The sequence below is a fragment of the Flavobacterium alvei genome, assembly GCF_002920895.1.
In the GTDB taxonomy this organism is placed as follows: Bacteria; Bacteroidota; Bacteroidia; order Flavobacteriales; family Flavobacteriaceae; genus Flavobacterium; species Flavobacterium alvei.
In genome coordinates this window covers 415,274-439,208 of sequence record NZ_PQVG01000004.1, presented here as the reverse complement: position 1 = coordinate 439,208, position 23,935 = coordinate 415,274, and the positions used below count along the sequence as shown (strand labels likewise).

Sequence of the window (23,935 nt, the reverse complement as noted above, 5' to 3'; positions counted from 1 at the left end):
AAGTTATGATACCAAATACCATCAAAAAATCACTTTGGATTGGACTTGTATTCCTTTCTAATGCTAGTGTTTTTGGACAATCGACTCCGTTACAAAGTTTTCCTTTGTCCTCTGTTCGTTTGCTCGAAAGCCCTTTCAAGGCAGCGCAACAAACCGATTTGAAGTATATTTTATCCTTAGATGCCGACCGATTATTGGCACCTTATTTCAAAGAAGCAGGGTTAGAAACCAAAGCAATCAATTACCCCAATTGGGAAAACACAGGTTTGGATGGTCATATTGGCGGGCATTATCTTTCGGCTTTGTCCGAGATGTATGCTGCAACTGGCAATCCCCAAATCAAGGAACGACTGGATTATATGCTTAACAGTCTTGAAAAATGCCAACAAAAAAACGGAAACGGTTACATTGGTGGAGTTCCCGGAAGTAAAGAATTATGGCAAGAAATTGCCCAAGGAAAAATTGATGCCGGCAGCTTTTCATTGAATAAAAAATGGGTGCCTTGGTACAACATTCATAAAGTATATGCCGGATTGGTAGATGCTTACACATTGACCGGGAATGATAAAGCCAAAAAAATGCTCATCCAACTTTCGGACTGGTGTTTAACGCTTACCGCCAATTTATCTGATGCCCAAATTCAGGAAATATTACGAAGCGAACACGGCGGAATGAACGAAGTTTTTGCTGATGTGGCAGCCATTACAGGCGACAAAAAATACCTGACTTTGGCCCAAAAATTCTCCCACAAAACAATTTTGGATCCGCTTTTGGAAAATAAAGACGTCCTGAACGGAATGCATGCCAATACTCAAATTCCTAAAGTAATAGGTTTTATGCGTGTTGCCGAAGTTTCGGGCGACAAAAATTGGGCGAATGCCGCCAACTTCTTCTGGAACACGGTGGTCAATAACCGAACGATTTCCATTGGAGGAAATAGCGTGCGGGAGCATTTTAATCCAGCAACCGATTTTTCGTCAATGTTGGAATCCCGTGAAGGTCCCGAAACTTGCAACAGTTACAACATGCTGAAATTGAGCAAGCATTTATTTTTGGCTAATCCTTCTTCAAAATATATGGATTATTACGAGCGCACGACCTACAACCACATTCTGTCGTCACAACATCCCGATGGTGGTTTTGTCTATTTCACACCTATTCGACCACGCCATTATCGAGTGTATTCGGAGGCACAACATTCGTTTTGGTGCTGTGTAGGTTCAGGTTTAGAAAATCACGGAAAATATGGCGAACTGATTTATGCTCACGACAAACAAAATCTGTATGTGAACCTTTTTATTCCTTCGACCTTGAATTGGAAAGAAAAAGGAATCACGCTTACGCAAAACACCAAATTCCCGTTTGAAGAACAATCGTCCATCATATTGACATTAAAAAAAGCACAGCAATTCGCCATCAAATTCCGTTATCCATCTTGGGTCGAAAATGGGCAATTGAAAATAAAGGTCAACAATCAGGAAATGAACTTGGTTAAAGATCAAAATTCATACGTTTCGATAGAACGAAAATGGAAGTCAGGCGATGTGATTTCGATACTTTTGCCAATGCAAAATAAAACTGAACAATTACCCGACAAATCGGATTGGGTTTCTTTTGTACACGGGCCAATTGTACTTGCTGCGGTAACTGACACCACGGATTTAAAAGGATTAATTGCCGATGACAGCCGAATGGGGCACATTGCCAGCGGGCCAATTTACCCAATAGAAGATGCGCCTTTGCTGGTTTCCAACAACTCGGATTTGGCTGCTTCATTAAAATCTGTAGAAAACAAACCGTTTACTTTTTCGGCTTCGGATATTATTTATCAGGAGAAATACAAGAATTTGCAATTGGTGCCGTTTTTCCAAATTCACGATGCAAGATATATGTTGTATTGGCCTTACACCACTAAAGAAAAATTGCCGGAAATTCAAAAAGCGATGAAAGAAAGAGAGGAAGCACAGATGCAATTGGAAGCGATTACCCTTGATGTAGTGACCGCCGGCGAACAACAACCGGAATCGGATCATAATTTTAAAGGCGAAAAAACCGATACTGGAACATTCAAAGAACGTCATTATCGTAATGGAAAAGGATGGTTTAGTTATGATTTAAAAAACAAGGATTTAGAAGCTAAAAATCTTCGTATCACTTATTTTGGTGCGGACAAGAATAAAAATTTTGATGTTTTTGTGAATGAAATTTTGGTTGCTTCCATCAATATGGACGGAACGGAAGGCAATCAATTTATAGACAAAATCATCGAGCTTCCTACCGAAATCTTGAACGCCAAAAATAAGATTTTGCAAGTGCAATTTAAAGCCAAACCCAATTCGAGTATTACGGGTATTTATGAGGTTAGGTTGTTGAAGTAGATTAAAATTCCATAAATATGAAAAATATTAAATACCCTTTTTTGAGTCTCATCCTTTTGATGACTACAGTTGTTTTTGCTCAAAATAAAACCGATAAAGAAAAAACTATTGCCGATGCAAAAGCATTGCAAATCCCCGAAGGCTATACTAAAAATTTGCATTGGAATTTGTTAATCGATTCGATTGGCACAAGTGGTTCGACGATTAGCTGGAAATCCAGTAAATCGGATTACATTTCGAACGATGGAAAACTACTGAAACGTTCTTCAAGAAAAGGCAAAAAAGTAAAGGTTACAATGACAGCCACACTTACTTCTGGAAGTGCCAAAGCCAAAAAATCATTTGATATTTCGGTAGCCTACACTGACCAAGAATTGCAAGGTTATTTGTTTACCTATTTCGAAGGTTCAGGGCCAAGAACAAGCGACGAACAAGTTCGTTTTGGAGTTAGTGCCGATGCCGTGAATTGGTTTGCCTTGAACAATAATCAGCCTATTCTTTCATCCGAAACAATATCAGGAACGGGCGGAATTAGAGATCCACACATTTTGCGAAGCGAGGACGAAAAAAGTTTTTATATGGTCGCTACCGATATGAATACCGCCAAAAACGGATGGGGACACAATCCTGGAATCGTGATGTTGCAATCGGATAATTTAACAGATTGGAAGCATCATTTTATTGACCTCGAAAAAAGTTATCCAATAAAGTTTGCCAATATCCAATGGGTTTGGGCGCCACAAACCATTTATGATCCTGCAGCCGATAAATATATGGTGTATTTCACGGTGAAATACAAAGACGATTTGAAACTCGATTTTTATTGTGGCTACGCCAACAAGGATTTCAGCGGTTTTGAGAACGAACCTAAATTGCTATTCTATCCCAAATATGGAGCTATTGACGGCGATATTATTTATAAAGATGGCACCTATCATTTCTTTTTCAAAGGAAATACCAAGGACGAAAACGGCAAAGAATTCAAAAACGGAATCCGTCAGGCTATTGGAAAATCGCTTCAAGGCCCTTGGACAGAAAATTTCAACTATTTAGACGCTTACTCCGATAGAAAAATCGTGGTTGAAGGATCAAGCATTTTCAAATTGAACCAATCGGATTCCTATATTTTGATGTATGATTTATATACGAATCACCGTTATGAGTTTCAGCGTAGCAAAGATTTGTACCAGTTTACGCCAGCACCAGAATCATTTACCAAAAATTTCTATCCCCGCCACGGAAGCGTCATTGGAATAACTGCCGAAGAAGCCAAACGACTGAACGAAAAATGGGGAGGAGTTCCAGAAAATTTATTAAAAAACTGAAACAATTTTAAACCATTAAGAAATTTAAGCTAATTAAGAATACTAGAAACTTAACTTGCTTAAATTTCTTAATGGTTTAAAAAATAATTGTTCCGTTTCCAGCAGAACTATTAAACTTTATAATGAAAAATGAAATGAAAAAAACACTCTTACTACTAATCACTGTTTTGCTTTCCGCAAATTCATATTCTCAAAAGGACACCTTGAACGCACCAAAAGCAGTCTTGCCAGACGTTTATGCCGATCCTCATATTGCGGTTTTTGGCAAAAAATTCTACATCTATCCTACAACCGATGGTACTGATGGATGGAATGCTACGAGTTTTACTTGTTGGTCTTCCAATGATTTGGTAAAATGGGAATCCGAAAAAGTAATTTTGGATTTACCCAAAGACATTAGCTGGGCAAAAGAACGAGCTTGGGCACCAGCCATCGCTTACAAAAACGGAAAATATTACTATTATTTTTCAGCAAATGTAAATATTGGAGTAGCCGTTTCCGACAAACCAACTGGACCTTTCAAAGATGCTTTGGGAAAACCATTAGCACCAAAAGGAATGCTAAAAGGACAGATGATTGACCCAATGGTTTTTGTAGATGATGACGGTTCAGCTTATTTGTATTTTGGACAAGGCAATTGCAATATGGTTAAATTGAATGATGATATGATTTCGTATGATGCGTCGAAAATTATTTCCATCAAACCAAAAGGCTATAACGAAGGTTCTTTCGTATTCAAAAGAAACGGAAAATATTACCTGATGTGGTCAGAATTTGACACTCGTGACCCTAGATATTCCATAGCTTATGCCACTTCCGATTCACCTCTTGGCCCTTTTACCAAAGCCGATGGTCGTACTGTTTTAAAAAGAGAAGGCGTTGTCAAAGGTGCGGGACATCATTCAGTAGTAAAGGTTCCTGGCAAAGACGAATGGTATATTGCTTACCACCGCTTTAGAATTCCTGACGGTAATGGTTACAACCGTGAAACCTGTATTTCGCCAATGCGATTTGACAAGGATGGAAACATTTTACCAGTCGATGTTTTCGAAATTGTGAAACCCGTTAAGGTTAAGGGGAAGAAATAGTAGTCAGATAATCCATCTTTTAATTCATATCTATCCATATTTGAGGTGTAATCATCCATTTCATTTTCTAATGCTATCCGTATTTTTGTATGCAAAAAATCCCATCTAATAATCAAGAATAAAAATATGAAACACAATCTTATTTCAAGAATAACCCTTTGTGGTTTATTAATTTCCGGCTTTTATGCCAATGCCCAAAAGATAATTTTGGAAGTGGATGCAGCCAAAACCATTACCAAAATACAACCCACGATGTTCGGTTTGTTTTTTGAAGACATCAATTTTGCCGCCGATGGAGGTTTGTATGCCGAAATGATTAAAAACCGCTCTTTCGAATTCGAAAAACCCTTGATGGGATGGGAACAACCCAATACCAAAAGACTTTCTTTGAACCAGCAATCGGGTTTTGCGTTGCCCATCACGGTATTGGAAAACAAAACCAATCCTAATTTTTGTAGAGTTCAGGTAAATGATGACAAAGGATATGCCCTCGTAAACGAAGGATTTAGAGGAATGGGTGTTAAAAAAGAAGCCAAATACAATCTTTCTTTGAAGGCGGCGAATCACGATGGTGCCATCAAAAAAATAATTATTCAGTTTATCGATAAAGACAAAAAAGTATTGGGCGAAACCAGTATTGTTCCCACATCGAATGATTGGAAATCCTATTCAACACAATTCACGGCGACACAAACCGAGGCAAAAGCCAAACTCAAAATCACCTTTGAAGGTACGGGAACTATCGATTTGGATATGATTTCATTGTTTCCAGAAGACACTTGGAAGAACAGAAAAAACGGCTTACGCAAAGATATTGTGCAACTTTTGTATAATATGAAACCAGGATTTTTGCGTTTTCCAGGCGGTTGCATTGTCGAAGGAAGAACTTTGGCAGACCGTTATCAATGGAAAAATTCGGTGGGCGAAGTCGAGAATAGAAAAACAAGAATCAACCGTTGGAATATGGAGTTTCCGCAAAAAGCGGCACCCGATTATTTTCAAAGTTTTGGATTGGGATTTTTTGAGTATTTCCAACTTTCCGAAGACATTGGCGCAGCAGCCTTGCCAGTTTTGAGTTGCGGAATGGCGTGCCAATATAACACCGGCGAATTAACGCCAATTGACGAAATAGATCCGTACGTTCAAGATGCTTTGGACTTGATTGAATTTGCCAACGGTTCGGAAGCGACGCCTTGGGGGAAATTGCGCTCGGATATGGGACATCCAAAACCGTTTAACCTGAAATACATTGGTGTGGGTAACGAACAATGGGGACCTGATTACATCGAAAGATATAAAATTTTCGAAAAAGCGATAAAAGAAAAATATCCAAAAATCACGATTGTTTCTGGAAGTGGGCCATCGCCAGACGGAGAATATTTTGACTATGGAATGCAGGAATTGAGAAAATTGAATGCCGAATTGGTGGACGAACATTATTATAAAAGTCCGCAATGGTTCAGGGACAATGCCGCGCGTTATGACAATTACGACCGAAAAGGACCTAAAGTTTTTGCGGGAGAATATGCCGCCCACAGTACTATTGACAATAAGTTAATTACCAAAAACAACTGGGAATCTGCTTTTTCTGAAGCCGCTTTTATGACAGGTTTAGAAAGAAATGCCGAAGTGGTTCACTTGACTTCTTATGCTCCGTTGATGGCTCACGCAGAAGCTTGGCAATGGGCGCCGGATATGATTTGGTTCAACAATTTGGAGGCTTATGGTTCCGCGAATTATCAGGTGCAAAAGTTGTTTTCTCTCAACAAAGGAACCGATTTATTGAACATCACCAAAGACGGAAAACCGCTAACGGGACAAAACAACCTCTACGCTTCTGCCGTAAAAGATGCCAATACCAAAGAAATCATTGTGAAATTGGTCAACACCTCACCCACTCCACAAGAAGTTGCAATTGATTTGAAAGGAAGCAAATTAGAATCTAAAGGAACTGTTATCACACTTGTTAGTCCGAATTTGGCAGACGAAAATTCTTTTGAAACTCCCCAAAAAATTATCCCAACAACAAGCGAGTATAAATTGAAAGGCGAAAAAGCACAGATGAATTTGCCAGCTTATTCGATTACTGTTTTGAAGTTGAAAATGAAATAATATTTTTTGTATAATTTTTTTTCAAGAAAGGCTATCAGAAATGATGGCCTTTTTGGGTTAAATACTCATTAAAAAACCAGTTAGATTTTCCTTTTTATTGAGACCAAATTTTTTGCGTAAACGATAACGGGACACTTCTACACCTCCACTCGAAATGTTCATGATTTCTGCAATTTCTTTTGTTGACATATTCATCAGTAAATAGGTCGATAAATCCAATTCTCGAGGGGAAATGGTAGGGTATTTTTCTTTCAATCTTTTTAGGAAATCGAAATGAACATTTTTTATGTGTTTTTCAAGATCTTTCCAACTTTTATCTGTATTTACCTCTCTTACAATACTTTTGTTGAGTTTGTTAAATTGAAATTTAGTCGATTCGTCAAAAGAATCTACATTAATGTCTTTGAGTTTATGAATAATCCCTTTTAGTATTTTGTTCTTTTTTACAATTTGTAGCGTATTGGTAACCAATTCCTTATCTTTTGATAGAATTTTAGTTTGAAGCTTATCATTTTTTAATCGTTCGATTTCTTTTTCTAAATCAAATTGCTCTTTTCTAATTTTGGATTCTCTTTCCAGATAAAGCCTTCGCTGTTCGATAGTTTCGTAATATCTGTTTTTACGTATTTTTATTTTAATTCTATTTCTTATATAATAAATGATGGCAATAATTAGTATGATGTAACAAAAATAAGCAACAAAATGTCTGTACCAAGGCGGAGAAATGGTAAATGGAATTTGTGTTACTTCAGATTGTACTCCAAAACCGTTTCTTGCTTTCAGATTCATTTTGTAGTCACCTTCCCTTAAGTTTGTATATTCTTTGATAGTAATGGGTGACCAGTTACTCCATCGGTCATCGAAGCCTTCTAATTGATGCGAAAATTCAATATTGTCTATGTTTTCATAGCTGGGAGAAGAAAAAGTAAACTTTACCCGATTTGATTTATATGGAATTTTCTGTTTTTCAAATGTGTTTTGACTATTGCCAAACATCAGCGTGTCTCCTGGAAACGAAAAACTTCGGATGAATGCGGTGGGTTTTCTAACCGAATTATTCAAAAGTTGAGAATCATAATGTGCCAACCCATTCGTTAGTCCGATGAAAATATTTTTTGGATTAATGGTGTTAATAGACAAATAATTGTTGACTAAATTACCCGTTAAGCTCGAAAATGGAGCTACAATATTTCTATAATTTCCGTTAGAAGTCTTTGACAAAACCCCCAATGATTCTTTAAAAATATACCAGATATTCCCTTCTGAATCCTGTTTCAAAGAATATATTTTGGGAATATCTTTAAATAATGCCGTAATTTTTTGGTCTTCAAAAAACAAATCTTGGTCTTGAGAATATCTAAAGAAACGATTGTTTGTTTGAAAATATACAGTGTGGTTTAGTGTTTGAATACTACCAATTCCTTTAAGTGTATTCGATAAGTTGGAGTACGTTTTTATGGTACTGAATTTTTTAAAATCACTAGAAATACCCATTTGGTAAATTAACTCATCCTTTTTTAACCACATATAAGAGTTGTCCATTTCGAATGAGTTAGATGGTTTTTTAAAACCGGCAATTTGATTTCGGAATACCCATCCGTTAGCTCCTTTCTCAAAAACAGCAAAACCATTGTAATTAGAGCCTATAATAAAATTGGGATGGTTTGGTATTTTCTTGAATCCAAAATAACCTCTGTTGTCAAGAGTTCTGACTGAATGGTTGTTTTCAATCACTAAAGCTCCGTTATTGTTTCCACAAATTAACTGTCCATCAATTACCTGAATGTTCCAAGCCTGCCCTGTTGTTCCCTCTATTAATGAAAAATTATCTTCTCGAAAAGGGGTGTTCCATACATGATAAAAAACACCTTGATTTGTGGCCACATACAACTTTCCGTTATGAACAACAGAAGCATAAACTGTACTAATACCATAACTAAAACCAAAATAAGTGAAAGGTGAATTTTCATTTATAAAATCAATACCATTATCAAGACCCAGCCAAAGATTGTTTTTGTTATCTATAAAAGAAGTTAAAACAGTGTTGTTCTGAAGTCCTTTTTTGTGTTCAATATGTTGAATAATTTTGCCATTGGTATCACAAATTATAATTCCATTCAAAACAGAATTCAATACAATAAATTTGTCTTTGAAAGCTACACCTCCTAATGAGTTGTTTTTCTTAACAAAACTATTGGCCTCGGTATTCCAAGGTTTTACACCTTGATTGTCGTACACAAAAAGTCCTTTGTTTAAAGTAGCGATGAGTAATTTGTCTCCAGGCAAAGGAAACATACCCCAAATTTCGGTGTTGTTGAAAATTTTTGTCCCTTTTAATGGGTACAATTTGCCATTTTTATATTCTAATAAACCAGATGAAATATCTTGTAAGTAAAGATGATCTTTTATCTGAAAGGAAAATTGAAATCTATCGGGGGCATCTACAATTTTTAATTGGTTGTTTTTATAACTATAAATTCTAGCAAATGATTGAAAAACAACTTCATTTTTATACAGATGTATTTTCCAGATGAAATCAATTATTTTTTGTTTGTTTACTAATTTTGAAATAGATACATATTCTAACTTCCCTTTTGAATTGGTTTTGTAATATCCAAATTCGCTATAGCCACCTACGAAAATTTTTCCTGAAGGGTCAATTTTTACGCATCTAACATCTGGAGAATTGGGCAATGGATATTTTTGCCAGGTTGAACCGTCAAATTGAAATAACCCATTGTTGTTGGCAAAATATAAATTTCCGTTTTTATCTTGGTCAATATTCCAGTTTTGGGTACCTCCTTTATAGTCAGTTCTCTTATAATTTCTTATTTCTGGAAGTCCAATGTTTTTTACCTGACCAAAAAGGGATGTTCCAAATAAGAACAATACTAGTATTTTAAATCTTAAATAACCCATAATGAATTCAAATTGTAATGATTTGATTTGTAAGCGAAAACGTTTTCTTAACTTGCAAATGGCCATCCATTTTTCGCAAAAAATTAATTTCAAGAGCTAAATTACCTTTTTTTAGAATGTTGTGTTTTTTTTTGACATAAATGTTTTTCTTTACAACATAAATTAATTTTTAAAACATTGATATTTAAATAATTAAAAAATGTTTGTATAGTTTTTGTCCAGTTCAAAAATGAACTTTGTATGGTTTTTGTAATGAATTATTATTACACTTAACAAAAAAACAGCTGTACTTTTGGATGAAATTACTAATTAATTAACCAAAATTTTTAGAAAAATGAAATTAACAAAATTATTTATTTTTTGTCTTTCATCTCTCTTATTTTCAATTTGCGTTCAAGCACAAGAGGTAAACGTAAAAGGAAAAGTGAATGATGAAAATGGAATGGCCATTCCTGGAGTAACAATTTTAATTAAAGGAACCTCAAAGGGAACTACTTCGGATTTGGATGGAAATTATCAAATAAAGGCTGCTTCTAGCGGTACTTTAGTGTTTAGTTATTTGGGCTACACTTCCGTTACGGAACCCATTAACGGCCGAACTAGTATTAATGTAAAACTGCAAACGGAGTCTCAATCGTTGCAAGAAGTTGTAATTAATGTAGGTTATGGAACTCAGAAGATGAAAAATTCAACAAATGCAGTTTCTAAAGTCAAGTCGGATGCGTTTGAGGATCGTCCAATTGTATCGGTTGCTCAGGCAATACAAGGAAATGCTGCTGGGGTAAATGTGGTGCAAACTTCAGGAAAACCTGGGGCAAGTTTTGATGTGAGAATTAGAGGACTTAGTTCTATAAACTCTGAAAATTCGCCTTTGTATGTTGTTGATGGAATCCAGACCAAAGACATTTCGGGTTTAAATACCGAAGATATTGTGGATTTATCCATTTTAAAAGATGCAACCGCCACAGCTATTTATGGGGTTAATGGTTCAACTGGAGTTGTAATTATTACGACTAAAAAAGGAAAATCGAATAAAAATGACTTTCAATTTAGCTCTTATTTAGGTTTGTCAAAATCAGTTAGCAATGTAGATGTTTTAAATTTAACAGATTATAAATCATTGATTACTGAAATTAATCCGAGTTATTTGACCACCGCAAACGATGCAAAATACACTGGAATAAATACCAATTGGCAAGATGAAATTTTGAAAACTGGTATAGATCAAAATTATAATTTGTCTTATGCAGGAGGTACCGAAAAAGTAAAATTCTATGGCGCTTTAGGCTACCAAATGGTAGATGGTGTAATAAATCCATCAAAATACAACCGTTTCTCTGGAAAAATAAATGTGAATGCTAGTCTTACTCCTTGGTTAAAAACAGATGTAAATATGAATATTATTCAATCTGACGGCTCTTACATCAGTGATAATAATAGTGTTGGACAAGGTGGTGCGGTTATGAGTGCTTTAGTAACGCCTGCATTTTTGCCTACTTGGGGATCTCAATTAAATGTTAGAGAAACTAATGCAGATGGATCATATAAAGATGGATATAAAGACGGTCAATATGCAGAAAATCCATATCAATCGGGTTGGGAAAACCCAGTTTCATTATTGTCAAGACTTAACACAACAGCTGTAAATAGATACTTAAGCAGCGTTAGTTTTGATGTCAATATCTTGCATAATTTGGTTTGGAAACCAATGCTTTCATTAGATTGGACAAAATCAGATAACGTTCAGTTTGTAGATCCATACACCAATGTTTGGGGAAGAAATGGGGACAACAACCCAACTTCTGACAAAGGAAGAGGCAGTAATACGGTAGAAAACAACAAGAATTGGAATTTTGAAAACACTTTGAACTATGTGTTGAAATTTGATAATTCCGATTTAAACTTATTAGGAGGTATGTCTATGCAGAAAAATAATTATACTAAAGAGGCCAATTCTGGAACCGGATTTCCTGTAGAGCAAACTAGTTATGATATTAATGCTGCCAAAAATCAATCTTTCGAAAACAGAGAAAATGAGGTAAGAAGTCTGTCTTATTTTGGAAGAGCCATCTACACTATTAAAAATAAATATATTTTGAATGGCGTATTTAGAGAAAGTGGTGCCTCTCAATTATCCAAAGACAATAAATGGGGATTTTTTCCAGCAGTTTCGGGAGCTTGGATTATTTCTAATGAAGATTTCTTAAAAAATACACCTTCTATTAGTGAATTAAAATTAAGAGGTGGTTGGGGAAAAACAGGTAATTTATCAGGATTGCCAGCGTATTCAAGCTTTGATTTGAATTACACTAATCCGTTGACGAATGTTACCACTTTAGATCAAATAGGAAACCCGGATTTGAAATGGGAAACAACAACTGATATCAATCTAGGTTTAGATTTGGGTTTATTCAAAAACAGAATCAAATTCACAGCGGATATCTATAAAAAGAATACTAAAGACTTGCTTCAAATTATTTATTTCCCAGGTTTTTCAAAACCCTATTATTACAATGCTGGTGAAATTGAAAACAAAGGATTGGAATTAAGTTTAAATACAATAAACTTAACTGGCGATTTCAAATGGAATACTAATTTCAATATTTCCTTCAATGACAATCAAGTGGTTAAATTAGGGTTACTTAAAAAATTACCATTCCAAAATTTAACTTCAGTTGGAGAAAGTGTAATTCTATTAACCGAAGGAAGTGCATTAGGAAGCTTCTATGGATATAAAGTGGACAAAGTAGATCCTACAACAGGTACTTTGTTGTACAAAGACATAAATGGCGATGGAAATATCACACCAGATGACAGAACTAATATAGGAAATCCTAATCCTAATTTCACCTTTGGTTTAAGCAATGATTTTAGTTATAAAGCATTTAGTTTAGACGTTTTAATCACGGGTTCAGAAGGTGGAGATATCTTCAATGCTTCAAGAATGGATTTAACATTGATGAATAATTACAACAATCAATCGACCGAAGTATTGAATAGATGGACTACCCCGGGTCAAATTACTGATGTTCCAAAAGCCAATGATGCAAGTGCTTTACACGTTTCTGATAGATTTGTAGAAGACGGTTCTTATGTTCGATTGAAAGCCGTTACTCTTGGATATCAATTTAAATTGGAAAAATGGAGATTGAACTCATTAAAATTATATGTAACTGGACAAAACCTATATACAATAACGAATTACAAAGGATTTGACCCTGAAGTTGGAGCTTTTAATAATGCTACAGGAATTGGTCAAGGTATCGATTTAGGAACCTATCCTCAAGTTAAAACGTTTGTTTTTGGACTAAAAGCCAATTTTTAATACTAAAAATATAAATACGATATAGTTATGAAATTATTTAAAAATTATTTAAAAATAATGACAGCATTAATGCTGTTGTTTTTAACATCCTGTTCCGATTATTTAGACACTGAACCAATTACTGAAGAAGCAACTTCACTTAACGATGGTATTGTAATAAAAGATGCCGCTGCTGCCGAATCTAGAATGAATGCTGTGTATGGAACTTTTGGCTCGGGTTATTGGCAATTGGATTTCTTCTTGGTTGGTGATGGACAATCTGATAATGCTTATATGGGCGCTGATAACCCTGCCATTTTTCAATATGAAACCTATCAAATGCTATCGACTAATTCGCAAATGAAAGGCGATTGGAATGATATTTACAACAACATTAACACTTGTAATATTGTGATTAATTATGTTGATCAAGCAACCGATTTAAGTGCCACCCGAAAAAACGAAATGATTGGTGAGGCTTCATTGATTAGAGCGCTAAATCATTTTCAAGCCGTTCAATTATGGGGCGATTGTCCTATTGCAAAAGAAGCCGTTTTCTCAATTTCAAGCGCTAACTTTGAAGAAGCATTTAACGAGCTTTTCCCTGTAAGAAAGCCAGTTGCCGAAGTTTATGCACAAATCATTGCCGATTGCCAAGTGGCTATCCAAAAAGCACCTGACGCTTCTTATAAATTTAAAGCCAACAAAATGGCGGCCAATGCACTTCTTGCAAAAGTATATGCCACAATGCCCAATCCAGATTGGACCAAAGTAAATCAATATTGCGACGTGGTTATTGGCGGTGGTTATACACTTTTGCCAACTTTTGATCATCTTTTTGATAGCGCACACGAAGGAAATGCTGAATCCATTTGGGAAGTTAATGGAGACGGATGGGGAAGCCCAATTGGTGCTTGGAATACTTTTATGTTTTTAGGAACCGATTGGAAAAAATTCAATGCTCCTTCCCATACTCTAATTCAAGCTTATACCAATAATGGCGACACTCAAAGATTGGCAACGACTGTAACGAGAGAAAATGTTGGTTGGTCTGATGCTTATTGGTCTTCAACAGGCTATCCTTTTGCTTATAAAATGAGAGATACCAATGGCAATCAAAACAACTATCTTGCTCGTTTGGCTGATATTTTATTACTAAAAGCCGAAGCTTTGGCAAGTACAGGAGATTTTAATGGAGCGATGGTCCAAGTAAATAAGGTAAGAGCCAGAGCCGGAATTGCGCCAATTAGTGCTTCAAGCCAATCTATTGCAATTGATAAAGTTCTGGAAGAAAGATTAATGGAATTGGCTTTCGAAGGTGATCGTTGGTTTGATTTAAAAAGAATGGGAAAAGCAATTCAAATGTTATCTCAACAAAAAGATGGTAGTGGAAATGTGCTGCCATTTGCAACTAATATTAATCAAAATAGACTTTTATGGCCTATTCCTCAAGATAAATTAGATGCTAATGCACTCTTGACACAAAATCCTGGTTATTAGTGTTGTTTTTTAATCCATCAATAAGAACAGTTTCAAATGTTATGAAAATAATTTTCGTTCTTATTGATGGATTTATTTATATTTAAAAAGTTTAAAATAGTAATCGGATTGTTTTTACCGATTAATATTGAAGTTGTATGGAATTAAAACACAAATTATTACACATAAAACTATGAAATGAGCATTCCTAAAAATCGGTAGTAAACACTGATAAAGATATGCGAATTACATATGACCGATAAAAACAATAAATATCAACATATGAAAAGTTTATTTCTGTTAACGGTATCCATTCTTTTTTTGAGTTGTTCATCGTCCAATGATGTTGTTGCTCAAACTCCAACTGCTCCTGTGGTTCCAAATGAAATGGATTTTTGGTTAACAAAAGCCAATCAAAGCGCAATGCTTCAAAAGCAAACTTCAGTTTTAGCTTTTGGCTCGACTCTTAATAATTATCCTAATATAGAGGTCAATGATGCTCAACAATTTCAAACCATTGACGGATTTGGTTATACCTTAACTGGCGGAAGTGCTCAAGTTATAAATCAGTTGAATGCACAAAAAAGACAGGAATTATTGCAAGAATTGTTTGGTACAAATGCCAATTCGATTTCCGTAAGTTATCTCAGGATTAGTATTGGTGCTTCCGATTTGGACGCAGTACCTTTCACTTATAACGATTTGCCAGATGGACAAACAGACTTGAATCTCGAAAAATTTAGTTTGGCTCCAAATAAGACTGATGTGATTCCTATGTTGAAAGAAATTCTGGCCATCAATCCCAATATCAAAATAATTGCCACTCCTTGGTCTCCACCCATTTGGATGAAAGACAACAACAGTTTTATAGGCGGAAGTTTGCAACCCAAATATTATGGCGTTTATGCCAACTATTTTGTGAAATACATCCAACAAATGAAAGCCGAAGGAATTACTATTGATGCCATAACTCCCCAAAACGAACCGCTCCATCCAGGAAATAATCCAAGTTTGTTAATGCCCGCTACAGACCAAGCCGATTTTATTAAAAATCATTTGGGACCGATTTTTCAAAACGCCAATCTGAAAACTAAAATCATTGTCTATGACCATAATTGCAATAAACCTGAATACCCTATTTCAATTTTAAAGGATGCTGCTGCCTATCCATACATAGACGGATCGGCCTTTCATTTGTATGAAGGAGATATTAGTACATTGTCAACCGTTCATAACGCATTCCCGAATAAAAATATCTATTTTACAGAGCAATACACCTCGAATACAGGCAACTTTGATGGAGATTTAAAATGGCATACAAGAAATATTATTATTGGCTCAATGCGCAATTGGAGCAAAACAGCATTAGAATGGAACTTGGCCAATAACGCTTCTTTTGGTCCAAATACTCCTGGTGGTTGTACTACTTGTAAAGGAGCCTTAACTATCGAAAGCAGTACTAATTTTACCAGAAATGTGGCCTATTATATTATTGCTCACGCATCCAAATTTGTACCAGCAGGTTCAGTTAGAATTGCAAGTAACCTAAGTGGAAATTTACAAAATGTTGCTTTCAAAACACCGGGTGGAAAAAAAGTTTTAATTGTGGAAAACGACGGAACCACTTCAGAATCATTCAATATTAAACACAACGGAAAATGGATTCTAACATCATTAGAAGCGGGTTCGGTGGGAACTTACATTTGGTAAATAAAAAAATAAACCTATAGAATATAATGGTATGCAAAAAATAACAACAACAGCACTTTTGATAGTATCTCTTTTTGCTTTTTCTCAGCAAAAAAACACAGTTCAGTCTAAATCCTTTTCTACAAAAAACAAAAAAATTACGGTTTACACTTCGGCTGACAGCACAAAATTGAGATTGACACAAACCGATATTTTAACTTTTTCCCCGTCAAAACAACCCCTGGAAATTGAAATTTCTGTGTTTGTAGAACCCTCTAAAACTTTTCAGAAATTTATGGGAATCGGAGGAGCAATAACCGATGCCAGCGCCGAGGTATTTGCCAAATTATCCAAAGACAAGCAAAAAGAATTTATGAATGCCTATTACGACAAAGAAAAAGGGATTGGATATTCCTTACTAAGAACTACGATTCACAGTTCTGATTTTGCCAGCGGAAGCTATACCTATATCAAGGAAGGAGACAAAGATTTAAAAACTTTCAATATCGATCACGACAGGCAATATCGCATTCCAATGATTAAGGAAGCCATTAAAACCGCTGGAGGAACATTGCTGACTTATGCATCACCGTGGAGTCCGCCTGCCTTTATGAAAAACACGAACAATATGCTTAAAGGAGGGACATTGCTTCCAGAATACAATCAATCTTGGGCCAATTATTATACAAAATTCATTAAGGCATACGAAAAAGAAGGAATCCCTATTTGGGGAATTACGGTTCAAAACGAACCAATGGCTACTCAAACTTGGGAATCTTGTATTTTTAGCGCTGAAGCCGAAAGAGATTTCTTGAAAAATTTCTTGGGGCCAACTATGAAAAAAGAAGGTTTGGGGGATAAAAAAATTGTGGTTTGGGATCACAATCGTGATTTGATGACACACAGAGCCAATATTATTTTTTCCGACCCAGAAGCTTCAAAATATGCTTGGGGAATGGGTTTTCATTGGTACGAAAATTGGTCAGGCGGTTCGTCAATGTTTGATAATGTTCGAAAAGTTTACGAGAATTTCCCAACCAAAAATTTATTGTTCACCGAAGGATGTGTCGAAAAATTTGATGCCAAAAAATACCAATTTTGGGCTAACGGCGAACGTTACGGAATTTCGATGATTAACGATTTCAATAATGGAACGGTGGGTTGGACAGATTGGAATATTCTTTTAGACCAAAACGGAGGCCCAAATCATGTGGGGAATTTTTGTTTCGCCCCTGTTCATGCAGACACTAACACGGGCGAATTAATTTACACACCGAGTTATTATTACATAGGTCATTTTTCGAAATTCATTCGTGAGGGTGCCAAAAGAGTGAGCAATTCAGTAAGTAGAAGCAATTTATTGAGTACTTCGTTTCTTAATGTCGATGGAAAAATGACAACTGTAGTGCTGAATCAAAGCAACAAAAATGTTACTTATAATTTGATTGTAGGTTCAGAAAAATCAGTTGTTACCATTCCTGCACACGCAATTCAGACCTTAGTTTATTAGAAACAGCTCTGAGTGTTTTATTTATTTTAATTATTTATGATTATGAAATCAATTTTAATATTCCTTTTAATGCCCTTTATGATGCTGGCACAAATAAAAAAAGACAGCATCAAAGTGTTTTATTTGGGTGGTCAATCTAATATGGAAGGTTTTGGTTATGTAAAAAATTTGTCTGATTCTTTAAAGAAAAAGAATAAAGATTTTTTCATTTATCACGGAAATTCCGTTGTTGACAATGATGTTACTGGAGGATTAGGAAAGTGGGATGTGCTTCAACCAGGTCACGGAACAGGTTTTTCGTCAGATGGAAAAACAAACCAACTTTCAGACCGATTTGGAGTAGAGCTTTCGTTAGCCAAAAAATTGCAAGAATTATATCCAAACCAAAAACTAGCTTTTATAAAATATGCTAGAAATGGCTCTTCCATTGACAGCACTGGTACAACTAGTTTTGGTGCTTGGGAACCCGATTTCAAAGGAGGAAAAGGAATGAATCAATACGATTATTTTCTTAAAACAGTCCATAATGCAATGGCTGTAAAAGACATCAATGGTGACGGTGTCGAAGATATTTTGGTTCCAAGTGGCATCATCTGGATGCAAGGCGAAAGTGATTCTGACAAAACAGAAGCCATCGCAAATCAATATTATTTTAATTTGAAAAGGTTGATGGAACTAATGCGAGCTACTTTTAGAAATAATGATTTGCCTATCGTAATTGGAAAAATCTCAGATTCTGGCGATATTGAAGGAGGAAAAGTTTGGAAATTTGGTGAATTGGTACAATATAATCAGGAAAAATTTGCTGCAACCCAACCCAATGTAGCCATCGTAAGAACTACAAATAGTTATAAATATTCAGACAGATACCATTATGACAACAACGGATTTATTGATTTAGGAAAACAATTTGCAACAAAAATTTTCCTGCTGAATACTAAAAACACCAAAAATTCTAAAAAAGCATCTTTGAATTAGGAATTTGTAAAAAAGAAATAAAATAACTTATACAAAAAAAGACTGTCAGAAATGATGGTCTTTTTTTTGTTTAACCGCTATTGTAATTCACAATTTTTAGCCAAATTTCATCTGCATTTGAAAAAGTTTAGCAAAAAAGGAACTAAATCGATACAGATTTATCTGATTATTTGAACTTAGATAGTTTTTCAAAAAACGAAATTATTCAAAAATTGTACTATTTTTTGTGTAATTAATTAAATAAACCCACTATTATTTTGTGTTGTATAAAAATGTCTATGTTTTGATTTAATATGTCCATTTGTTAAAAAGCTCTTAATACTAATTTAGCCTCACTATTAACAATTAACTGACATATAAAATATGGAAAAACTTAAACTTTTATTGGTAGTCTTTTTTATAGGCTTCTCAATTAATTCTTGGTCACAAAAAACCCAAGTGACTGGTGAAGTAACCGATCAAAACAAACTTTCTATCCCTGGGGTAAATGTTGTTATTAAAGGTTCTAAAGTTGGTGTCTCTACAGATATTAACGGAAAATATCAAATTAATGCAAATACAGGAGATGTACTTGTTTTTTCTTATGCTGGTCTTCAAACTATTGAAGTAGCTTATAAAGGAGGCGCCACTTTGAATGTCTCAATGAAAGAAGAAAACGAACAACTTAAAGAAGTGGTTGTAATTGGGTACGGAAAAGTAAAACGTGCAGATGTAACGGGTTCTGTTTCCTCTATTAAAGCAGAACAAATAGAACAATCCAACAAAGTAGATGCTATTTCTGCAATACAAGGACAAGCAGCTGGGGTAGTTGTTCAACGCACCGACAACAAACCAGGTTCTGGAGGTTTCAACATTCGTATTCGTGGAGCTAGTACAATTAACTCCAACGCAACAGCGGCTTCAGGGGGTTTCAACCCAGGACAAAATCCGCTTTTCATTGTAGATGGAATCTTTGTGGATGACATCTCTTTCTTGAATCCTGCTGATATTAGTAGAATGGACATCCTTAAAGACGCATCAGCAACTGCAGTATATGGATCTAGAGGTAGTAACGGGGTAGTTATCATAGAAACCAAACGTGGCAAAAAAGGCGATTTGAAAATTGAATACAGCAATTATGTAGGTTTTAAACAGGCCTATCATATGCCCGATATTTGGAATGGCGCCGAATACGTTGATTTCCTAAAAGATGTAGTTGTAGGTAACGAGTTTGTGAAAACGAATGGAAATCTTGATTACAGAGCTAGCGATGTAGTTTTGTCTAATTATTTAGATGCCGAAGAATTGCAAAATGTTGCCGATGGTGTAAGTACAGACTGGGTAGGTCTTATGCTTAAAAATGGTCTTCAAACCAATCACACTTTAAATTTGAGTGGAGGAACTGATGCTACCGTTTATGGATTAGGTCTAGCCTATACTAAAGATGAAGGAACAATTGAAGGAGAAGATTTCAACAGATTTAACATAAGAGGTAGTTTGAAAAGTGATCTTTCTAAATGGTTGAACTTGAGTGTGAGCAACTATATTACTAGTGCTATACAAAATACAGGAAGTTGGGAAGCGTTTAGAAGTGCTTACAGATTAAAGCCGATAGGTCGTGCTTATAATGATGATGGCTCTTTGCGCTTTTTTCCAACTACCAAGGAAACTCAAATTACCAATCCTTTATTTGAGGCAGATAATCAAACTAGAGAAACTAGATTTTTGCAATATATTGGAGATATAGCCTTGCAAATTAAACCTGCGGAAGGCTTTACTTTCACAACAAAATTTTCGCCAAATATCAAATATTCTAGATATGGCGAATACCGCGGATTATATTCTAAAGATGTAGTTGGACAACCAACACTTAGAACTGCTACAGTAAACAATGCCAATTATTTCTCTTATTCTTGGGATAACATCTTCAATTATAAATTTACAAAAGGCAATCATGCCATTGATGCGATTGGAGTAATTTCAAGATTTATGGAGCGCAAAGAAGGATACAATAATACGGTAAAAAACTTCACTACAGATGCTTTTGAGTTCTATAATTTAGATGCAGGACTTAACATTACCAACGTGGCAAGTGATTTTTCTAAACAAACTTTAGAGTCCTATACAGGAAGAATAAATTATGGTTTTATGGATAAATATTTGTTGACTGTAACAGGACGATATGATGGTTCCTCTATGTTGTCAGCAAAAAACAAATGGGCCTTTTTCCCTTCGGCAGCTTTTGCTTGGAAAATGATGGACGAGAATTTTATGCAAAAACAAAATGTACTCTCTAATGCTAAACTTAGATTGAGTTATGGTCAAACTGGTAACAATGGTCAAGGTGGAGGACTAGCTCCACTTGCATCAGAATCTCTATTAGGTGCTAGCGCAACTAATATAGGTGACTCTGCAATATCTACGGCTTACTTGACAGGATTAGCCAATGAGAACCTTACTTGGGAAAAAACAACAGAGTTAAACTTTGGTTTTGATTTTGGATTTTTAAACAACAAAATTACTGGTTCTATTGATGTTTATAATAGAAAAAATACTAACATCATCTTTTTTACACCAATTCCATTGGTTACAGGTTTCTCAGGAACATTCAACAATGTGGGAGAATCTACTAACAAAGGAATCGAGTTAGGTTTAAATACAGTAAATATTGATAAAGGCGATTTCAAATGGACAACCAATTTCAATTTTTCTTCCAACAAAAACAACCTTGACAAACTGTATGGTGGTCAAAGCGAAATTATTTTCAATGTTCAAGGAACAAATCTTATCCATAAAGTTGGTGAGTCTATTGGTTCTGTATATGATTATGAGGCTGCTGGTATTTGGCAATTAGATCAAGTAGCCGAAGCAGCATCTTTCGGTCAACGTCCAGGTCAGGTTAGAGTAACCGATGTTAATGGAGACGGAAAAATCACTCCTCTTGATAGAAAGATAATTGGTCAAGTTACTCCTAAATGGACTGGTGGTATTACAAGTACTATGAATTACAAAAACTTCGATTTCTCTTTCTTTGTGAACATCAGTCAAGGAAATATGTATAAGAGTAATTTCCACTCCAACTTTACTTGGGCTTGGCAAGATACCCCAACCAGAACTTTTAATGGATACAATGTAGATTATTGGACACCAGAAAACCAATCAAATGATTGGCACCAACCGGGTAATGGTGGTACTTATGCAAGTGCATTGTATTATAAAGACGTGTCTTTTGTAAAAGTAGGATACATCACTTTGGGGTACAAAATTCCAGCACCAGTACTTGAAAAACTTAAAATAGCTAGTTTAAGAGTTTATGGAACAGTTCAAAATCCTTTTGTGTTCTCTAAATACGACGGTTGGGATCCTGAAAATGCAGGAAGAGATCAGTTTGGGGCAGCATTTATGTCACGTACATTCATGACAGGTCTTAATTTAAGCTTTTAACCATTTTTAATTAAAAATCGAGAAAAAATGAAATATATTAATCATAAATTAATAGCACTATTGCTTACAGCGGGAGTTTTGAGTACAGCTTGCGATAGTTATCTGGAAGAAGAAAATAAATCAGCAAAAACGATTGATATTGCCCTTTCAGACCCTAAAACCTTTGATCAGTTAGTAGCTTCAGTCTATGAAAGAGCCAGAGAAACTACTACACATTACGCTCCAGATATGTATTACTCTTTTGAGGATCTAGGAACCGATATTGTTACAAGAGGAACAACTATTTCGGGTGTAAGTGATATTAATGACTATGTAGATTTAAATCCATTAAATGGAGTTGCATATCAATATTGGAAAAATCAATATCTGATTATATCTGCGGCAAATATAGCCATAGACAATGCCGATTTAATTACAGGCGTTGCTCCTGCTGTTAAAACTGCAGGTATAGGCGAAGTTAAATTTTTTAGAGCAATGTCTTATTTTAATTTGGTGGAAAACTATGGAGGAGTTCCATTAGTATTAAGCCAAGTCAAAACTTCTACAACCGATTATACTCGCGCAACCGAGGAGGCCGTTTATACTCAAATTCTAAAAGACCTTGATGATGCTTTGGCAGGAGCAAATGAAACGCCTTCGGCTTATGGAAGAGTGACTAAAGATGCTGTTAGACATTTTATGTCTAAAGTTTTACTAACTAAAGGCTATAAATCTTTTGGTGTTCCCGCCGATTTCACTACGGCTGCCTCTTTAGCAGAAACCGTAATTAGTCATCACGCTTTAGTATCAACATTTGCCTCTTTAACCAGCATCAGCAACCAACGCAATTCGGAAGTTTTCTTCTCTTATTTATTTGGAAGCAGCGCAGTAAGTAGAGGTTGGGGTAATTCAAGACACCAGTTGTATAAATTTCCTTACTATGACTATCCAGGAATGATTAGAGGTAATTTATACCAAAAAGGGCTAGAGCCTTTGCCAACTCCTTTTTTCTATAGCCTTTTCGATGATAACGATCAAAGAGCCGATGCTACATTCCGTAGAGAAATTTTGGCTGACAAAACTTATACAGCTACTGTTAATGGTGCTCCTGTGACTGTAAATGCAGGAGGTAGAGCAATATATTTCCCAAAAGTAGCTTGGACTCCTGCAGAAATCGCTGCAGTACCTTACAAAGTAATCAATCCAGACAAGTACTTTGTTGTAGATGGTATTACCAATGCCCATGCCCCTATGTTCAAAAAGTTTGATGAACCAGGAGTTGCCTTCAAACAACCTAATGAACTTTCAGACGGAACAAGAGATATGGTGATGATGCGCTCTGGAGAAGCTTACTTGATAGCTGCCGAAGCCTATTTAAAATCATCCAATCCAACAACTGCAGCAGCTCGACTAACTACTTTAAGAGCAAGGGCAGGATTGACCACACCAGTCACTGCCGGACAAGTAACTATCGATTTTATCCTTGACGAAAGAGCGAGAGAGCTGATAGGTGAAGTAAACAGATGGATGGATTTAAAAAGAACTGGAAAATTAATTGAGCGTGTTTTGTTATACAATCCTCATGCTAAAATGAATAATGCGCTTAAACCTAAGCATCTTTTAAGACCTATACCTCAGTATGAAATTGACAATACCTATGGAAGTATTACTCAAAATCCAGAATATTAGTAGAATAAAAAATAGTTAAAATTAGTTGGTTAGTTTGATGTAGGCAGGCGAGAAATTGTCTG

General features: G+C 35.5%; 12 protein-coding genes. 11 read left to right on the top strand and 1 reads right to left on the bottom strand.

The window, feature by feature from the left end:
- Nucleotides 1-5 precede the first annotated feature (5 nt).
- From C3L50_RS09315 to C3L50_RS09300, 4 genes are all read left to right on the top strand, one after another.
- On the top strand, nt 6-2,378 hold the full coding sequence (locus C3L50_RS09315) for a glycoside hydrolase family 127 protein (RefSeq protein ID WP_207764316.1): 2,373 nt from the start codon (nt 6-8) through the stop codon (nt 2,376-2,378).
- Between the two features lie 17 nt (nt 2,379-2,395).
- Nucleotides 2,396-3,703 (top strand): glycoside hydrolase family 43 protein, encoded by a 1,308-nt coding sequence (locus tag C3L50_RS09310; protein ID WP_243400357.1) that lies wholly within the window; start codon nt 2,396-2,398, stop codon nt 3,701-3,703.
- 134 nt (nt 3,704-3,837) lie between these two features.
- Nucleotides 3,838-4,791, top strand: coding sequence for a family 43 glycosylhydrolase (locus tag C3L50_RS09305; protein ID WP_207764315.1), 954 nt, complete (start codon nt 3,838-3,840; stop codon nt 4,789-4,791).
- 126 nt (nt 4,792-4,917) lie between these two features.
- Nucleotides 4,918-6,903: an alpha-L-arabinofuranosidase C-terminal domain-containing protein gene (locus C3L50_RS09300; RefSeq protein WP_103805895.1), complete on the top strand. Its 1,986-nt coding sequence runs from the start codon at nt 4,918-4,920 to the stop codon at nt 6,901-6,903.
- A gap of 57 nt (nt 6,904-6,960) precedes the next feature.
- On the opposite strand, the gene C3L50_RS09295 is transcribed toward C3L50_RS09300, so the two are convergent.
- Nucleotides 6,961-9,822 (bottom strand): LuxR C-terminal-related transcriptional regulator, encoded by a 2,862-nt coding sequence (locus tag C3L50_RS09295; RefSeq protein WP_103805952.1) that lies wholly within the window; start codon nt 9,820-9,822, stop codon nt 6,961-6,963.
- A gap of 334 nt (nt 9,823-10,156) precedes the next feature.
- Between C3L50_RS09295 and C3L50_RS09290 the strand changes: the two genes are divergently transcribed.
- The 7 genes from C3L50_RS09290 (at nt 10,157) to C3L50_RS09260 (ending at nt 23,873) form a co-directional block, all read left to right on the top strand.
- A complete protein-coding gene (locus tag C3L50_RS09290; RefSeq protein WP_103805894.1) occupies nt 10,157-13,147 on the top strand; it encodes a SusC/RagA family TonB-linked outer membrane protein in 2,991 nt (996 codons plus the stop codon).
- A gap of 27 nt (nt 13,148-13,174) precedes the next feature.
- On the top strand, nt 13,175-14,626 hold the full coding sequence (locus tag C3L50_RS09285; RefSeq protein WP_243400356.1) for a RagB/SusD family nutrient uptake outer membrane protein: 1,452 nt from the start codon (nt 13,175-13,177) through the stop codon (nt 14,624-14,626).
- Between the two features lie 261 nt (nt 14,627-14,887).
- Complete coding sequence (locus C3L50_RS09280) at nt 14,888-16,315, top strand: glycoside hydrolase family 30 protein (protein ID WP_103805950.1); 1,428 nt, start codon at nt 14,888-14,890, stop codon at nt 16,313-16,315.
- Between the two features lie 31 nt (nt 16,316-16,346).
- On the top strand, nt 16,347-17,804 hold the full coding sequence (locus C3L50_RS09275; RefSeq protein ID WP_103805893.1) for a glycoside hydrolase family 30 protein: 1,458 nt from the start codon (nt 16,347-16,349) through the stop codon (nt 17,802-17,804).
- A gap of 42 nt (nt 17,805-17,846) precedes the next feature.
- Nucleotides 17,847-18,782 (top strand): sialate O-acetylesterase, encoded by a 936-nt coding sequence (locus tag C3L50_RS09270; protein WP_165783993.1) that lies wholly within the window; start codon nt 17,847-17,849, stop codon nt 18,780-18,782.
- A gap of 363 nt (nt 18,783-19,145) precedes the next feature.
- A complete protein-coding gene (locus C3L50_RS09265) occupies nt 19,146-22,205 on the top strand; it encodes a SusC/RagA family TonB-linked outer membrane protein (protein WP_103805891.1) in 3,060 nt (1,019 codons plus the stop codon).
- 27 nt (nt 22,206-22,232) lie between these two features.
- The gene (locus tag C3L50_RS09260; protein ID WP_103805890.1) at nt 22,233-23,873 is read left to right on the top strand and encodes a RagB/SusD family nutrient uptake outer membrane protein; all 1,641 of its coding nucleotides are present in this window, start codon (nt 22,233-22,235) and stop codon (nt 23,871-23,873) included.
- Nucleotides 23,874-23,935 lie beyond the last annotated feature (62 nt).

Coding starts and splice junctions, on each gene's coding strand:
- C3L50_RS09315 (WP_207764316.1), top strand. CDS start 6: ATGATACCAAATACCATCAAAAAATCACTTTGGATTGGACTTGTATTC.
- C3L50_RS09310 (WP_243400357.1), top strand. CDS start 2,396: ATGAAAAATATTAAATACCCTTTTTTGAGTCTCATCCTTTTGATGACT.
- C3L50_RS09305 (WP_207764315.1), top strand. CDS start 3,838: ATGAAAAAAACACTCTTACTACTAATCACTGTTTTGCTTTCCGCAAAT.
- C3L50_RS09300 (WP_103805895.1), top strand. CDS start 4,918: ATGAAACACAATCTTATTTCAAGAATAACCCTTTGTGGTTTATTAATT.
- C3L50_RS09295 (WP_103805952.1), bottom strand. CDS start 9,822: ATGGGTTATTTAAGATTTAAAATACTAGTATTGTTCTTATTTGGAACA.
- C3L50_RS09290 (WP_103805894.1), top strand. CDS start 10,157: ATGAAATTAACAAAATTATTTATTTTTTGTCTTTCATCTCTCTTATTT.
- C3L50_RS09285 (WP_243400356.1), top strand. CDS start 13,175: ATGAAATTATTTAAAAATTATTTAAAAATAATGACAGCATTAATGCTG.
- C3L50_RS09280 (WP_103805950.1), top strand. CDS start 14,888: ATGAAAAGTTTATTTCTGTTAACGGTATCCATTCTTTTTTTGAGTTGT.
- C3L50_RS09275 (WP_103805893.1), top strand. CDS start 16,347: ATGCAAAAAATAACAACAACAGCACTTTTGATAGTATCTCTTTTTGCT.
- C3L50_RS09270 (WP_165783993.1), top strand. CDS start 17,847: ATGAAATCAATTTTAATATTCCTTTTAATGCCCTTTATGATGCTGGCA.
- C3L50_RS09265 (WP_103805891.1), top strand. CDS start 19,146: ATGGAAAAACTTAAACTTTTATTGGTAGTCTTTTTTATAGGCTTCTCA.
- C3L50_RS09260 (WP_103805890.1), top strand. CDS start 22,233: ATGAAATATATTAATCATAAATTAATAGCACTATTGCTTACAGCGGGA.